This is a genomic window from Rhodopseudomonas sp. BR0G17 (assembly GCF_010907025.1).
Classification (GTDB): domain Bacteria; phylum Pseudomonadota; class Alphaproteobacteria; order Rhizobiales; family Xanthobacteraceae; genus Rhodopseudomonas; species Rhodopseudomonas palustris_H.
The window spans coordinates 65,088-80,348 of sequence record NZ_QUML01000015.1 but is presented as its reverse complement, the minus strand read 5'-3'; the positions used below and the strand labels follow the sequence as shown (position 1 = coordinate 80,348).

General features: G+C 65.5%; 10 protein-coding genes. 7 read left to right on the top strand and 3 right to left on the bottom strand.

Annotation, left to right across the window (positions count from 1 at the left end):
- Positions 1-52 precede the first annotated feature (52 nt).
- Positions 53-6,130 carry an apolipoprotein A-IV repeat region-like domain-containing protein gene (locus DY467_RS13810; protein ID WP_164636724.1) on the bottom strand — a complete coding sequence of 2,026 codons (6,078 nt, stop codon included), beginning with the start codon at positions 6,128-6,130 and terminating at the stop codon, positions 53-55.
- A 440-nt stretch (positions 6,131-6,570) separates the two neighbouring features.
- Between DY467_RS13810 and DY467_RS13805 the strand changes: the two genes are divergently transcribed.
- Positions 6,571-6,930, top strand: a complete 360-nt coding sequence (locus DY467_RS13805) for an Hpt domain-containing protein (RefSeq protein WP_164570998.1) — start codon at positions 6,571-6,573, stop codon at positions 6,928-6,930.
- Positions 6,931-7,026: 96 nt separating this feature from the next.
- Complete coding sequence (locus DY467_RS13800) at positions 7,027-7,347, top strand: 2Fe-2S iron-sulfur cluster-binding protein (RefSeq protein ID WP_011159492.1); 321 nt, start codon at positions 7,027-7,029, stop codon at positions 7,345-7,347.
- A 180-nt stretch (positions 7,348-7,527) separates the two neighbouring features.
- Here the strand turns inward: DY467_RS13800 and DY467_RS13795 are convergent, their stop codons facing one another.
- Positions 7,528-7,983: an acyl-CoA thioesterase gene (locus DY467_RS13795; protein WP_107356641.1), complete on the bottom strand. Its 456-nt coding sequence runs from the start codon at positions 7,981-7,983 to the stop codon at positions 7,528-7,530.
- A 161-nt stretch (positions 7,984-8,144) separates the two neighbouring features.
- Here DY467_RS13795 and DY467_RS13790 point away from each other — a divergent pair, with 161 nt between their 5' ends.
- Together DY467_RS13790 and DY467_RS13785 are read left to right on the top strand one after the other, a co-directional pair.
- Positions 8,145-9,173: an NAD(P)/FAD-dependent oxidoreductase gene (locus DY467_RS13790; RefSeq protein ID WP_107356640.1), complete on the top strand. Its 1,029-nt coding sequence runs from the start codon at positions 8,145-8,147 to the stop codon at positions 9,171-9,173.
- A gap of 176 nt (positions 9,174-9,349) precedes the next feature.
- Positions 9,350-10,627, top strand: coding sequence for a chloride channel protein (locus DY467_RS13785; protein ID WP_164636721.1), 1,278 nt, complete (start codon positions 9,350-9,352; stop codon positions 10,625-10,627).
- A 26-nt stretch (positions 10,628-10,653) separates the two neighbouring features.
- Here the strand turns inward: DY467_RS13785 and DY467_RS13780 are convergent, their stop codons facing one another.
- Entirely contained in the window at positions 10,654-11,706 is a 1,053-nt protein-coding gene (locus DY467_RS13780; RefSeq protein ID WP_164636718.1) for a glycosyltransferase family 2 protein, read from the bottom strand.
- A 136-nt stretch (positions 11,707-11,842) separates the two neighbouring features.
- Here DY467_RS13780 and DY467_RS13775 point away from each other — a divergent pair, with 136 nt between their 5' ends.
- The 3 genes from DY467_RS13775 to DY467_RS13765 all read left to right on the top strand — a co-directional run bounded on the left by DY467_RS13775 (position 11,843) and on the right by DY467_RS13765 (position 15,220).
- On the top strand, positions 11,843-13,183 hold the full coding sequence (locus DY467_RS13775; protein WP_246701540.1) for a glycosyltransferase family 4 protein: 1,341 nt from the start codon (positions 11,843-11,845) through the stop codon (positions 13,181-13,183).
- Positions 13,184-13,262: 79 nt separating this feature from the next.
- The gene (locus DY467_RS13770; protein ID WP_349627638.1) at positions 13,263-14,459 is read left to right on the top strand and encodes an O-antigen ligase family protein; all 1,197 of its coding nucleotides are present in this window, start codon (positions 13,263-13,265) and stop codon (positions 14,457-14,459) included.
- Positions 14,460-14,548: 89 nt separating this feature from the next.
- Positions 14,549-15,220: a DUF2147 domain-containing protein gene (locus tag DY467_RS13765; RefSeq protein WP_164636712.1), complete on the top strand. Its 672-nt coding sequence runs from the start codon at positions 14,549-14,551 to the stop codon at positions 15,218-15,220.
- Positions 15,221-15,261: the final 41 nt, after the last annotated feature.

Below are 15,261 nucleotides of genomic sequence, written 5' to 3'. Positions count from 1 at the left end.
CCGCTTTGCATCACTTACTTAAGCCACTGCCCGGACCGGGCAGAGTGCTGGCTTACCCGAGCCGTCCCGCCGCGTGCGCCAGCAGCGTGTAGACCAGGCCGGTCTCGGACGAGAGGTGACCGCGCAGGGCCTGCGGGGCGTTGTCGTCGCGGGCGACCTCGTCGAGCAGGCGCTCGAACTCGGCGATATAGCGATCGACGGTCTGCTTGAAGCTGCGCTCGCTGCGATATTTGCGGGCGACTTCGTCGAACGCCTTCTGGCCGGCCGGAGTGTAGAGCCGCTTGGTGAAGGACTTCGCCTCACCGCGCTGGTAGCGCTCCCACATCTCCAGCGCGAGGTTGCGGTCCATCAGCCGGCCGATGTCGAGCGACAGCGACTCCAGCGGATTGCCGCTCATCGCAGCCTGAGCCTGCTGGGCGGCGCGGCCGCGCGGCGGTTCACGCTCGGCGCTGGTGTCGGCGCGGTTGAGCAGCTCCGACAGCCAGCCGTCACGGCCCTGGTCGGCGTTGCTCGGCGCGACCGGCGGCGCTTCGGTGCGGCGTGGGCCGACCGGCATGCCGAGGTCCGGCGGCGGCAGCGTCGCGGCGCTGGATTCCCGGCTGCGCGGGGCAGGGCGGGCGGCGACCGTTTCGGCACGTCCAACGCTGGCGGTGGCCAGCACCGGCTCTTCCTCGCGGGTGGTCGCGGTGGCGGCGCGGGTCGGCGTCACCACGTCCATACCGCGGCCGTGGCGGGCGACGATGCGGTTGAGCTCGGCGAGCGCCTCGATCTGGTCGACGATCACCTTGCGCATCTGCGCGGTGCTCTCGGCGGCCTCCTGCGGGATTTCGAGCACGCCGCGGCGCAGCTCCTCGCGGGTGGATTCGAGCTCGTGCTGCATCTCGGCGGCCATCTGCTTGATGCCCTGGACGATCGAGGTGAAGCGATCGGCCGATTGCTTGAACAGCGCGTCGGCTTCCTGGGTACCCTGCTTATAGACCTGATGCATCGCCTCGACGGTGAGACGGCGCTCCTGCTCGGCGGCGCTGCGCACCGCTTCGAACTGCTGCGTGATGCTGGCGGAGCCGGCACCGGCGGTTTCGGCGACGATCCGCGCGACGTCGCGGGCGCGCTCCTCGGCGGCGGCGAGCGATTCATCCAGCAGGCTGGTGAACCGGCCGAGCCGCTGGTCAAGATCGGCGGTGCGCAGATCGAGGGTGGTGACCAGCGATTCCAGTGCTTCCTTGCGATCGCTGACCGAGGTCGAGGCCTGGCGGTTGCTGTGCTCGAGCAGGTCGGCAGCCTCGGCCAAAGCGTGGCCATGAGCTTCGAACTGCGCCGACAGCGCGCCGAGATCTTCCAGCGCCCGGGCGGTCTTGGTGTGGAAGCCGGTGAGCTGGTCTTCCAGCGTCTGCGTAGCAGCACCGCTGCGGGCGTTGACCTCGTTCATCGTGGTGACGAAGTCGGCGACGCGGGTGACCAGCGCGCGCTCCAGCGAGTTGAGGTTCTCGTGGGCGCCGGTGAGCACTTCCTGCAGCAGGATGTTGCCTTCACGCAGCCGCTCGAACAGAGCCACGGTGTCGGTGCGCAGGATCTTGCTGGTCTCCTGCATCTCGGTGACCGCGGTGATCGAGACCTGGCGCGACTGTTCGATCGCCGACCGCGACGCGAGGTCGAGGTCCTTGAGCGACTTGTTGATCGCATTGGTGGCCAGATCGCCGGCGCCGGTGATCGAGCGGGCGACTTCGGTGCCGTTGGTCAGGATCGAGTGCGAGAAGGTCTTGCCGCGCGACTCGATGGCGTTCAGCGCATCGCTGGTGACGCGATCGATTTCGGTGGTGAGCTGGCTGGTCTTGCCGGCGATGGCTTCGACCAGCACGCCGCGCTTGCCGTCGATGATCAGCGACAGCCGCTCGGCCTGCTGCTGCACGTAGCCGACGATCTCCTCGCTCTTGGCGGTGATGGTCGAGCCGAAGCTGCCGCTGGCGGCGAACACCGAACGCTCGACGTCGGCCGAGGTCGACTTGATCTTGGCGCTGACCTCGTTGGACATCGCCACCAAGGTGGCCTGAGCCGCCGAGGCACTGACCTGGATGTGGTCTGTGGTGTTGGCGGTCACAGCCGACAGCGTCTGCTCGATCTCGGCAGAGAGCGCCTTGATCTGGCCGGCGGCATCGACCGAGCTGGTGGTCAGCGTCGACTGTACCTGGCGGGCGCTGTCGAGGATGGTCGGGGCGGTGGCGGCACCGACGCTGGTCAGCGTGCGCTCGACATCGATCGCCAGCGACTTGACGTGGTTGGCGGCTTCGCCCGACGCGGTCGCCAGCGAGGTCTGGGCCTCACGGGCACTCGCCACGATCGAGTCTGCGGTGCTGCGGCCGGCAGCCACCAGCGTGCGCTCGACATCGGCGGCGATCGACCGAACCTGATCGGCCGACTCGGTCGAGGTCGACACCAGGGTGGTCTGCACTTCGCGCGCACTGGCCAGCAGCGTGCCGGCGGTTGCGCTGCCGGCGGCGGTCAGCGTGCGTTCGATGTCGCTGGCCAGCGACTTCACCTGGTTGGCGGCTTCGGTCGAGGTCGCCACCAGGGTGTTCTGCGCTTCACGCGCACCGGCCACGATGGTCTCGATGGTGTTGGCGCCCGAAGCGGACAGCCGGCGTTCGACGTCGGCGGTGAGGGTCGTGACCTGGTTGGCCGCTTCCGACGACGCCGCGACCAGCGTGCGCTGGATGTCGTCGCTGAGCGACTTGACCTTGTCGGAGGCTTCTTCCGAGGCCGAGACCAGGGTGGACTGCGCCGACCGGGCGCCGCTGAGCACGGCTTCGGCGGTGGCGTTGCCGGCCGCATACAGCGTGCGTTCGATGTCGGTCGACAGCGAGCGGATCTGCCCGGTGACTTCGGACGAAGCCGACACCAGCGTGGCGTGAGCCTCGCGGGCGCTCGCCAGCACCGAGGCCGAGGTGGTGTCGCCGGCGCCGGTGAGGGTGCGTTCGATGTCGACGGCGAGCGACTTCACCTGATTGGCGACGTCGGCCGAGGTGGTGGTGAGGGCGGTCTGGGCCTCTCGGGCGCTGCTCAGGACCGACGCTGCGGTGCTGCCGCCGGCTTCGGTCAGGCTGCGCTCGATCTCCGAGGCGAGCGACTTCACCTGGGTGGCGACTTCGGTCGAGGTCGAGGTCAGCGTGCTCTGCGCTTCGCGCGCGCTGCCGAGCAGCGACGCAGCCGCATGGCCGCCGACTTCGCTGAGGGTGCGCTCGATGTCGGACGCCAGCGACTTCACCTGAGTGGTGACGTCGGTGGAAGTCGCGACCAGCGTAGTCTGGGCCTCGCGGGCGCCGGCCAGCACGGTAGCGACGGTGGCGGTGCCGGCGGCCGACAGCGTGCGTTCGATGTCGTCGGACAGCGAGCGGAACTGCATCGCGGCTTCGCTCGACACCATGGTGAGCTTGGCCTGGGCTTCGGTGGCGCTCGACACGACGGTCGCGGCCGCGGTGGTGCCGACCGTGGTGAGGGCGCGTTCGATCTCCGCCGAGGTGACCTGCAGCTGAGCGCCGACATCGTTCGACACCGACAGCATCGAGTCGCGTGCCGACTGGGTGCTGCTGCGGATGGTGTCGCTGGTGCTGACCACCAGATGGGTGAGGGTGCGTTCGGCGTCGGCGACGTTGGTCTTGATGCCCTGCGACAGCTCTTCGGCACGCGCCATCAGCATCTCGCTGGCCTCGCGGCCGCTGCTCTCGAACCGGCCGGCGACCGCTTCGATGCGCGAGCCGAGCAGGTCTTCGAACTGCGACACGCGAAGGTCGACGTCGTTGATCACCGCAGTGACGCGGTTCTCCAGGCCGTCGTGGATCTCCTGGAAACGTGCGCTGACGGTGGTGCTGAGATTGGCGGTGCGGCTGTCGATGGTCTCGGTGACCGCGCCGATGCGGCGGTCGATCGCGTCGATCGCCTGCGCGGTGCCGTCGGTGAGCGAGTGGGTGAGGTGGGTGAGCCGGGAATCGATCGCTTCGATCGCCTGCACCGTCCCGGTCGACAGCGTAGTGGTGAGCGTGGTGATGCGGTCGTCGATCACTTCGACGGCGTTCGCGGCGCCGGTCGACAGCGTCGTGGTCAGGGTCGCGATGCGGCCGTCGATGATGTCCGCCGCGCTCGAGGTGCCGGTCGACAGCGTGGTGCTGAGCTGCACGATCCGCGAGTCGATCGCCTCCACCGCGTTGGCGGCGCCGGTCGACAGCGTCGAGGCGAGCTTCTCGATGCGGCCGTCGATGTTGCCGGTGACGGCTTCGGTGCGGGTGTCGAGGATGCGTTCGAGCGAGTTGAGATGATTGCCGACGGTGTCGTCGAGCGACTTGAGGCGGTTGTCGATCGTGCCGTCGAGGCTGCCGACGCGGGTGTCGAACAGGCTTTCGAACTGATGCAGCCGATCGTCCAGCCGCGCGGTGATTTCGCCGGAGCTGGTCGCGACGCGCTGATCGAAATTGTCGACGTAGGTCTTCAGGGTCTCGTTGATGTCCTGGGTGCGCTGGCCCATCCGCTCGACGATCTCGCCGCCGAACGTCTTCACGGTGCGGTCGAATTCGGAGATGTGGCGGGTGATCAGTGCGCCGAGCGTGCCGCTGTCGCGCGCGAACTTCTCGGCCAGCTCGGTGCCCTGCTGCTTCACCAGGTCGTCGAACGCGCTCATCTGGATGCTGAGCGTGTCGTGGGTCGCTTCGGTCTGGCTCACCACCTTGGCGACCAGCGTGTTGACGGTGACGTCGAGTGCTTCGCTCGCCTTGTCGCCGCTGGTCAGGATCTGATCGGCGAGGCGATGGCCGGCGTCGTCGATCTTGTTGACCAGATCGGTGCTGCGCAGCTCGAGTTCGAGCAGCAGCGAGTCGCCGGAGTTCTTCAGCGAATCCTGCACCTGCTCGGTGCGCTCCGAAATGCCGTCGATGATGGTCGAGGAGCGCTGCTCGAAATCGGTGGTGATGCGGTCGAGCCGCTCGTTCATCATGTCGTGGACGCGATCGGCCAGTTCGACGAACTCGGCGTGCACGTGGCCGGTCTTGAAGTTCAGGCTGGTGGTCAGCCGCTCGCTGGCATCGAGCACCGCGCGGGTGGTCTCGGCGCTGGCTTCTTCGAGGCGGTCGAGCAGTTCGCCGCCGCGCTCACCGAGCGCGAGAATCATGTTGTCGCCGGCGTGGCTGAGGGCGCTGGTGATATGGGCGCCACGCTCTTCCAGGGCGCTGGTGATGCTCTTGGCGACTTCGTCGACGCGGCTGGCGATCGCGTCCGAGATCAGCGCGATGTCGTGGCGGAGGTCGATCTGCACGCCGGAAATGGCGCTGCGAACCTGCTCGGCCTGACCGACCAGGTTGTCGCGCTGATGCGCGATGTCCTGCAGCAGCGCGCGAATGCGTACTTCGTTGTCCGAATAGGCGCGCTCAAGCGCCGACACTTCGTTGGCGACCAGCGCTTCCAGTTCGCTGGCGCGCGCAATCGCACGCTCGACGCCGTCTCCCATCGCGGCGACCTCGCGGCGGATTGCCTGACCGACGGTTACCACCGAGTCGCTGGCGGCGATTTCGGGCTCGGAGAAACGGATTGCGACCTGCGCCATCGACTGCGCGATCATCCGCAGCTCCTGGCCGCGCCACGCGAGGCTGGCGAGGAAGTAGAACAGCATCACCGGCGCGAAGAACAGCGCGGCGAGGCCCGCGAGCGCCAGCGTTCCGCCGCTGCCCTGGCCGACCAGCGCCTGCAGGGCGGGCAGGAAGCTGACGGTCAGAATGATGCCGCCGAACACCCAGACGCCGGCGAAAATGGTGGCGAGCGTATAGACGTTACGGGTGGTGCGACCCTTCTGCAGCGACTGCAGCAGCTGGCCGATGGTCTCGCGGTCGTCGTTGGCGGGGCGGCTGGCGAAGCTGCGCTCGGCGGCCGGCTCGAAGCTCGGCGCCGGCGGCGTGATCCGCGGCTCCCCGGCCAGCTCCGTCAGCTCGGAGAAGCTGGGCTCGGGGCTGTCCGAATTTGGCACACTTTCCTTTGGCCCGGCGGCCTGATCGTCACCGGCCGGAGGCGCGTCGGGGATATTCAGGGCTTCCTGAATCGCCGACAGCGCGACTTCGGTCGGATCTTTGATCTTCTTAGGATTGTTCGCCATCTTGATTTACGCCCTTGTTACGCATCCGGGGACGTCGGTTCAGTGGAGACCGCAGAAAGGCCCCTCGGTGCTCCCCCAGCACGGCGAAGTTGAACCCCATTCCCACCGCGCTTTTGTCCGCCACTTCCTGAAACATCCTATTGGCTCGATCGCGCGAATGAAATGGTTCGGATTAAGACTTTCTTAATCATCGTTAACGGCATACCCGGCTAAGCCCTTCGGAGGACGCAAAAATCCTACCGGCCCGAGCGGTAACGGTGGCATTTTAGCGACATCATCGCGGCAACTCGGCGACGTTGTGCCAAAACGGTGCGGCTGCACCTGCAAGGATGCGTTAACTAGACTCGTGGTTCGCTTCTCGGCCTGGATTGCCGAGATGTGGAAAACCGCAATTCTGTGCCGAGGTGAACGTGCCGATACAGGTCGAACGGATCGAATGGATGCCATCGCCGCCGCTGGTTCCGGACTTCGAGCCGATCGATGACGCGCATCTTTATAAGATGACGCTGGGCGACGCCGCGCTCGAGCGGGAAGTGCTGCTGCTGTTCACCGCGCAGGCCGCAAGCCTGATGGCGCTGCTCGCCTCCTGGCCGGCCGACGCCGCCGCGCTCGCGCACACGTTGAAGGGCTCGGCCCGCGCGATCGGGGCGTTCGCCGTGGCGGAAGCCGCCGCGAGTCTCGAGGACGCCTTGCGCCGCGGCGAGGATGCGGCGGAACCGCTCGCCGTATTGGAAGCTGCGGTCGATCATGCCCGGGCCGCGATTGACGACCGCTTCAACCCGACTCGTCCTGGCTTTTGAAAGGCGTAACGGCTGGCGGAACGTCGGCCGAGACGCTATAGGACTGGCGCGTCAGCCCATAATTCATAAAACGAGCAAAGCGTCCGACGAGCAATCATGGCCAAGATTAACTTCGTTGATCACACCGGTGAAACCCGCACTGTCGAAGTCGAAGAAGGCGCGACCGTGATGGAAGCGGCGATCCGCAATGCCATCCCTGGCGTTGAGGCAGAATGCGGCGGCGCCTGCGCCTGCGCGACCTGCCACGTCTATGTCGACGAAGCCTGGCGCGAGAAGGTCGGCGGCCCGTCGCCGATGGAAGAAGACATGCTCGACTTCGGCTACGACGTACGCCCGAACTCGCGGCTGTCGTGCCAGATCAAGGTCTCGAACGAACTCGACGGGCTGATCGTCACCACGCCCGAACGCCAAGCCTAATTTCCGCTATTGCTATCGGAGGCGTGTCGCGCGGTCCGCTGCGCGACAGTCTCTGGTATTAGTCTGTTTCTCAGAACTAAGCCTGCCGCGCTCAGCGCGGCGGCTGCCCGGTTCGTTGGGCGCGCGCAGCCGCCATTTTGTCTCGGCTAATTTCAAAGCTCAGCAGCAGCGCCGCTGATATCAATCGTGTTCGATGCCGCGGCGCCACCACGGCCCGAGATTGGTGATGATCTGTTCGGTCAGCGGCGTCGGCTTACGGCTGCTCTCGTCGACCAGCACGGTTACGGCGCGCGCCGAGGCGACGCAGACTCCCTCGGAAAACACCACCTGATCGAAATGCGTCGACGTGCGCCCGAGTTTCACCAGGCCGAGCCCGAGCTCGATCTTGCCCGGCCAGTGCAGCTCACTGCGAAAGTGAATATCCAGCCGCACCAGTACCCAAGATAGTCCCGGCGGGATCAGTCCGGCGTTCGGATCCTTCATCAGCGTGACCCGGCCGGTCTCGAAATAACTGGCGTAAACTGCATTGTTGACGTGGTTATTTGGGTCGAGGTCGGCGAAGCGGACGTTGTCGGCGAGACGGAAGGGGAAATCAGCGAGCTGCGGCAGCGCGTGGTCACGAGATCGTGCGGTCAAGGGCCATTCTCCGGGCTTTTTAGAACCATTGAACGCAAAACTTGCGCTAGAACAAGATACCAATATCCATTTATGTCTTTTCTCCCCTGCCGGCCTTGGTTAGACAGGCCGCGACCGGACCGCCCGCGTCCGAACATCTTCAACTGACAAAGAAAACAAAGATGACCGAAACGATCAAAACCGATGTGCTGATTGTTGGCGCGGGTCCGTGCGGACTGTTCGCCGTGTTCGAGCTGGGCCTGCTGGACGTCAAAGCGCATCTCGTCGACATTCTCGACAAGGTCGGCGGCCAGTGTGCCGAGCTCTATCCGGAGAAGCCGATCTACGACATTCCCGGCATTCCGATGGTGACCGGCCACGGCCTCACCGAAGCGCTGATGGAGCAGATCAAGCCGTTCAACCCGACCTTCCATCTCAGCGAGATGGTCGAAAACGTCGAGAAGATCGGAGACCCCGGGTTCCGAGTCACCACTAACGCCGGAAAGGTGTTCGAATGCACCGTGCTGGTGGTCGCGGCCGGCGGCGGCTCATTCCTGCCGAAGCGTCCGCCCGTGCCGGGCGTCGAAGCTTATGAGGGCACTTCGGTGCACTACGCCGTGCGCAAGATGGAAGACTTCCGCGGCAAGGATATCCTGATCGTCGGCGGTGGTGACTCCGCGCTCGACTGGACGCTGAACCTCAACCCGATCGCCAAGAGCATGACGCTGGTACATCGCCGCGACGATTTCCGCGGCGCGCCGCATTCGGTGGAGCAGATGCGTCAGCTCGTCGCCAGCGGCAAGCTCGATCTCAAGATCGGCCAGATCACCGAGCTGCAGGGCGACAACGGCCAGCTCACCGGCGCGACCGTGAAGCTGAACGACAACTCGACGGCGCAGATCAAGTGTGACGCGATGCTGCCGTTCTTCGGCCTGACGATGAAGCTCGGGCCGGTTGCCAACTGGGGCCTGGATCTGGAGAACAACCTGATCCCGGTCGATACCGGCACGTTCGAAACCAACGTCCCCGGCATCTTCGCGATCGGCGACATCAACACCTATCCGGGCAAGCTGAAGCTGATCCTCTCGGGCTTCCATGAGGGTGCGCTGATGGCGCAGAAGGCCGTCAAGTACGTTTACCCGGACAAGCGCGTGGTGTTCCAGTACACCACCTCGTCCACCAATCTGCAGAAGAAGCTGGGCGTGAACTAAGACCGCCGACTTATTTGATCCTTGAAGAGCGCGCCCGGTCGGCGCGCTCTTTTGTTTTTGGGGCCTACCCCGCGCAGGTCACGTCAAAGTGACGCCGGGGTGCGCTGGACTTGCCTGAGCGATGGGCGTCAAGAAAGACGTCTCATTCAAGTCTTTCCGAGCTGCTGATCACGGCAATGAAGTTCGCTCTGTCCCATCGCCACAAACGCATCCTGATCATCGCATCCACGCGGTCGCGGCGGCGGGCGATCTTTCTGCTCGGTGGCGTCGTGGTCGGCGCCGCGGCGGCAGTACTGGCCCAGCTTGCCGATTGGGCGCAGCTTGTCTTCGCCGACCTGCTCGGCCACTCGCGTTACCTGCCGTTTTTGGTGACGCCGCTCGGCTTTCTGCTGTCGGTGTATCTGACCAACCGCTTCTTCCAGAACGCGCAGGGCAGCGGTATTCCGCAGGCGATCGCGGCGCGGCGCCTCACCGACCAGACCGCGCGTGCCAAGCTGGTGTCGCTGCGGATCGCGATCGGCAAATTCCTGCTGACGCTGTTCGGTCTTCTGGTCGGCGCTTCGGTGGGCCGCGAGGGGCCGACGGTGCAGATCGGCGCCTCGATCATGTTCGCGCTCGGCCGCTTCTCGCCGCGCCGCCAGCCCGGGCTGATCCTGGCCGGCGCCTCGGCCGGCGTCGCCGCGGCATTCAACACGCCGCTGGCGGGCATCATCTTCGGCATCGAGGAAATGAGCCGCTCGTTCGAAACGCGATCGAGCACGCTGATTATTGCGGCGGTGGTGGCAGCCGGCCTGACGTCGATCGCTCTGCTCGGCAACTACACGTATTTCGGCACCAGCGCGATGGGACTGCGCGGCGGCATCGATTGGCTGGCCATTCCCGCGTGTGGCATCGTCGGTGGAGCGGCCGGCGGCCTGTTCATCCGATGCGTTGTGGCAGCCGGCGCCAGCACCGCGTTCAATCGTCGTCCGCTGATCGTGGCGCTGCTCTGCGGCCTGGCTGTTGCGGTCTGCGGTTTCGTCTCCGGTGATACGATCTACGGCACCGGCTACAGCCAGGTGAAGACGGCGCTGGAGAGCGGCACAGCGCTGCCCGAGGATTTCGGCTTGCTGAAATTCCTTGCGACCACGCTCTCCTCCGTCAGCGGGTTGCCTGGCGGCATCTTCTCGCCCTCGCTCGCCGTCGGCGCTGGGCTTGGCAGCAACGTCGCGACATTGTTTCCGGCAACGCCGATTGCGGCGATCATGCTGCTCGGAATGGTGGCTTATTTCTCCGGCGTGGTGCAGGCGCCGATCACAGCCTTCGTCATCGTGATCGAGATGACCGACAACCACGCGATGGTGATCCCTCTGATGGCCGCCGCCCTGATCGCCTACGCGACCTCACGGCTGATCGCCGAGGAAGGAATCTACCACGCTCTCGCCAAGCGTTTTGTGCAGCCTGCAGCGAAATAGTTTGATGTGACCGACGACGCTGCGGCTTACTTTGCGATTAGCAGCTTGGCTGCCTTTAAGGGGCCGAGCCTGAGCAGCAACCAGTATAGTTTCAAGCGCGAGATCCCTGGCGCATCGTGGGGTAGGCGCAACAGATTGAGCAGCGCCGCCTGTGCGAATTTGCGCTCGCCCGCCGTCAGGGTGCCAAGCTGCGAGGCGATCGCTTCGAGATCGATCGCCGAGGAGGGGATGCGGGCCGCGGCGGCCGGGTCGGCGAGCTCCAGCATTCGGAACAGCCGCGAACTGTCGCGCTCGAACGGGCCGGGGCTTGCATCATGCCACTCTGGCGGTGCGGCGAGCGCGGCCGAGGGGTCGGGCTGCCCGGCTTGGCGGGCGGCGGCGGCGAGCTTGGCGAGGCGGGCGGAGTAGATCTGGCGCAGCTGTCGTGTGCGGGTGACGCTGCTGCCGTGCTCGCGGTAGCGGATCAGCAGTTCCGGAATGATCGCGAGCTCGCCGATATCAGCGAGTCGGAGCCAGAAATCGTAATCCTCGCCGGCCTCGAAGGCGGCGTGGTAGCCGCCGACCCGGCGCGCCGCTTCGGCGCGGAACATGACGGTCGGATGGATGAACGGGCTCTTCTTCATCAGCGTCGCCCGAAGATCGTTCGGGCTCGGGCGCATCTCGCGTCCCTTCGGCTGGCCGTTCTCGTCGATAATGGTGGCCCAGCCGCCGAGCAGCACGACATCGGGGTGGGCCGCCATGTAATCCACCTGCCGGGCCAGCCGGTTCGGCAGGGCGATGTCGTCGGCGTCCAGCCTGGCGATCAAGGGGGCGCGTGCCGCGGCCAGTCCGCGATTGAGGCCGGCCACCAGACCATCGCGGTGCTGGGTGAGCACGACAATGCGCGGGTCGGCTGCAGCCGCGTCAGCCAAAATTGCGGGGGTCGCATCGGCGGAGCCATCGTCGATCACCAACAGCTCGAAATCGTGGAGAGTCTGATTTTGAACGCTGCGGATCGCCTCGGCGACCCAGCGTCCGCCGTCGCGCACCGGCATGATCACCGAGACTTTGGGCTGCTCCGGCGGCACGCCATCCCTCATCGCTGTTCCGCCCTGGAAGGTGGGCGGCGAGGAACTTAGACTGCGGGCGGGCTGGCAATGCAAGCGGCCGGCATTGACGCTGCAAAGCCGGACCCGCTAGACCCGCCGGTCAGCGGCCGAGGGGCCGATCTCGGAAATGACGGACAGCACCTTGGATCAGACCGCCGACCGGCACGATCAGCCCTGGCTGTGGATGGATGTCTCGACCAGTGCGCGGGCGCGCTCCGGCCAGATGAACGGCACCCTCCGGGTTGAACAAAGTTACATCCGCGCATTGTCGGCCGAGATGGCTCCAGCGCTGCGGTTCTGCCGCTATGACCCGCTCCGTAACGACTACGTTGCGGTCGCGACTCCGCCCGACCTGAGCGGCAAGCCGGTCGCCGGCAGGGCCAAGTCGAAGCAGGCGAGCGGGATCGCCGCCGTCCTGAAGCCGATCGGCAAGTCCGTCGAACGCACGGTCAAGACCGCAGTCCGCGGCGCGACGGCGTCGCTGCTGCGCAAGACCAGCCAGGCAGAGCCGCTGCCGAAACTTGGAGGGGACGGCCTCGGCGAGGTGCTTTTTCTCGCTGGTGAGAACTGGTCGCGGGTCGACTTTGCCACGGTTGCCCGGATGCGCCGCGAGCGCGGCACCAAAGTGGCGGCCCTGTGCCAGGACTTCATCCCGGCCGTCGCGCCGCAGTTCTTCGCCGGCGGCGATTTCGTCACCAAGTTCGACGCCTACGCGCAGTTCCTGATCAAGGAAGCCGACTTGATCGTCTCGATCTCGGAGGCGACCAAACGCGATATTCTCGGCTACGCACAGCGCCACGGCGGGATGCGCGGCGCTGTCGAAATTGTGCATCTTGGCGCTGATATTCCTGCGCCGCAGACGGCGCGGCGACCGGAAGCGCTGACCGATACGCAGGCCGCGCGCTTCGTGATCAGCGTCTCGACCATTCAGTCGCGCAAGAACTTTGATCTATTATACCACCTCTGGCACAGGCTCACCGAGCAGAACACGCCCGACCTGCCGACGCTGGTGATCGTTGGTCAGCCGGGGTTCGGCAGCAGTGATCTGTTGTGGCAGATCGCCAATGATCCGGTGACTGCCAGATCGATCCTGCATCTGCCGCGCGTCGGCGACGATGAGCTGGCGTGGCTGTATCAGCACTGCCTGTTCACGCTGTACCCGTCGTTCTATGAGGGGTGGGGGTTGCCGGTATCCGAGAGCCTCGCCTTCGGCAAATACTGCCTCGCCTCCGATGCCTCATCACTGCCGGAAGCCGGCGCGGGCCTCGCGCGCCACCTCGATCCGCTTGATTTCGCTGCCTGGCGAGCCGCCGTCCTTGACCTGATTGCGGCGCCTGAGCAACTTGCCCACCACGAAGCCGCGATCCGCGCCGGTTATCGCCCAGTGACCTGGGCCCAATCGGCAACGCGACTCGCCGACGTGCTACGCGGCCTGGCCGCGACGGGGTCCACCGCCCACCCCAGATAGAGGTCTTATGGTGTCAGTTGTCGCCCATTCGTCACCGTCCCATTCGGTGTTTGACCGGAGCCGTGCCTGGCTATTGGCGGTGAAAGCGCCCGAGCGGTTGTTCGTGCTGGTGATGTGCCTGATGTATGTGATGCACAACATTTGGCTGGCCCGCACCATCCTGTGGTTCCTGGTGCTTCCGACCCTGCTGATCACCGCCCTGCCGCTGCGCAATCTGACGCCGATCGTCAAGTCCAGTGTCTTCCTCGCCTCGGCTGCTTTCCTCGGCGTCATCATCGCCACGTCGTTGTTCGGTGATGGCGTATCAGGATCGCTACTGTGGAAGAACATCCGTTACGTCGCAGCGGTGCTGGTGTTCATCACCATCGTGGCTCATCTCGCCAGCCGCGACGGCGATTTTCTTCGCCTGCTGTTCCTGTGGCTTGCACCCGTGGCTGCGCTGGCCGCGATCCGCGACGTCGGCACGTTTAGCCATTGGTCGGTGACGGAGATGCTGACGGTGCGGTTGCAGGGCACCAAGGGGCTCAGCCTGTACTACAATTCCAACGTCGTCGGCCTGATGTACGCGATGCCGTGTGTCGGCGCGGTGGCGATGATGGCAACCCGCCGTCTGCGGTCCTGGCAATTTGTGTTGCTGTTTGTTTCTGCGCTGGTGCTTCTCGCAGCGGTGCTGCTGTCGGGCAGTCGGGGTTCGCTGATGGCCGCGCTGGGAGGCATCGGAGTGGCGGTGCTGCTGGCAGCCAATTGGCGGATCGCGGTGGCGGTCGCGGCTTTGCTGGCGATCGCGGCCGTCGCTGCCCTGCTGACGCCGCTTGCCGGTGAATTGGTGCAGCGGAAGGATAGTCTGCGGTTCGAGCTGTGGCCGGTGTATCTGCATATGGTCACATTGAAGCCGTGGCTCGGCTATGGACTTGCGTTCGACACCAGGGTCATCCTGCCGAATGGCATCGAGGTGATGAACGGCCACAATATCTTCATGTGCGCGGCGGTCCGCGGCGGTGTTATCGCGGCGCTGGCGCTGGCGGCAGTGGTCTTGGCCGCAGCGGCGAGCGGATGGCGGGCATTTCGTAAGTCCGGCGAAGTGACCGCGCTGGCGCTACTCGCGTCCTGCCTGGCAGCGAGCGCTGTCGACTACGAGATCATTCCGAGCGATCTCAACTATCTCTATATCCTGTTCTGGCTGCCGGTCGCGATCTGTCTCGGCGCGGCCTTGGCGACACTGCGGGTTCCCGTTCAGCGACCTGCTACGCCGCCGGCTGACATCGCTGTGTCATAGAATCGATCCCGAACCGCCGCGCTCTGCTCACTGGATTGCCGGATCGATCCGCCATATTGTCGTCCCATCGCGGTGTTTCAGGTGTTGCTATGATCACACATCGACCGACTACACATCGACCGATCCGATTAGTCGCGCGGGCTGCTGTCGCGGCTTTCGCGCTGTTGCTATCCGCGGCCGCCCCGTCGGTCGCCGCGGAACCGACCGCCGCCGGCCTCTGGCAACGCACCGACACCGGCAAGCCCGGCGGCAAGCCGGTGGTCTGGGTGCTGATGCTCGATCGCGGCAACAACATGTACGAGGGGGTCGTTGCCAAGAGCTTTCCGCAGGCCGGACAGCCCAACCTGACGATCTGCGAAGAGTGTGAGGACGATCGCAAGAACCAGCCCATCCTCGGCATCTCGCTGATCCGCGACATGAAGCGGAAGGGCCGTGTCTATGAGAACGGCAACATCCTCGATCCGCGCAACGGCGACGTGTGGAAGGCGATGCTGACGGTCAGTCCCGACGGCCAGACCCTGACGCTGCGCGGCTATCTGATGACGCCGGCGCTCGGCAAGGACGAAGACTGGTTCAGGTTGCCCGACACCGCGATCTCCCAGCTCGATCCGGAGATTGTCACCAAGTTCATGCCAGAGCAGGCAGCCATGCAGGCAGCCCAAGCCGGCAAGCCGCCGGTGGCTGCGCCTGGAACGGCCGGCAAGGCCAAGGCTCCGCCGGCCCCGGCCCCGAAGGGCGGCGCGATGGCGCCGGCGAAGTAGCGCTTCACTTCCTGGATCGGACGTCAGAAATCTTCGAGCTT

Bases quoted from the DNA above. Each gene is read 5' to 3' on its own strand.
- DY467_RS13780 (WP_164636718.1), bottom strand. From the start codon at position 11,706: ATGAGGGATGGCGTGCCGCCGGAGCAGCCCAAAGTCTCGGTGATCATG.
- DY467_RS13790 (WP_107356640.1), top strand. From the start codon at position 8,145: ATGACCGAAACGATCAAAACCGATGTGCTGATTGTTGGCGCGGGTCCG.
- DY467_RS13800 (WP_011159492.1), top strand. From the start codon at position 7,027: ATGGCCAAGATTAACTTCGTTGATCACACCGGTGAAACCCGCACTGTC.
- DY467_RS13775 (WP_246701540.1), top strand. From the start codon at position 11,843: ATGACGGACAGCACCTTGGATCAGACCGCCGACCGGCACGATCAGCCC.
- DY467_RS13810 (WP_164636724.1), bottom strand. From the start codon at position 6,130: ATGGCGAACAATCCTAAGAAGATCAAAGATCCGACCGAAGTCGCGCTG.
- DY467_RS13765 (WP_164636712.1), top strand. From the start codon at position 14,549: ATGATCACACATCGACCGACTACACATCGACCGATCCGATTAGTCGCG.
- DY467_RS13785 (WP_164636721.1), top strand. From the start codon at position 9,350: ATGAAGTTCGCTCTGTCCCATCGCCACAAACGCATCCTGATCATCGCA.
- DY467_RS13805 (WP_164570998.1), top strand. From the start codon at position 6,571: ATGCCATCGCCGCCGCTGGTTCCGGACTTCGAGCCGATCGATGACGCG.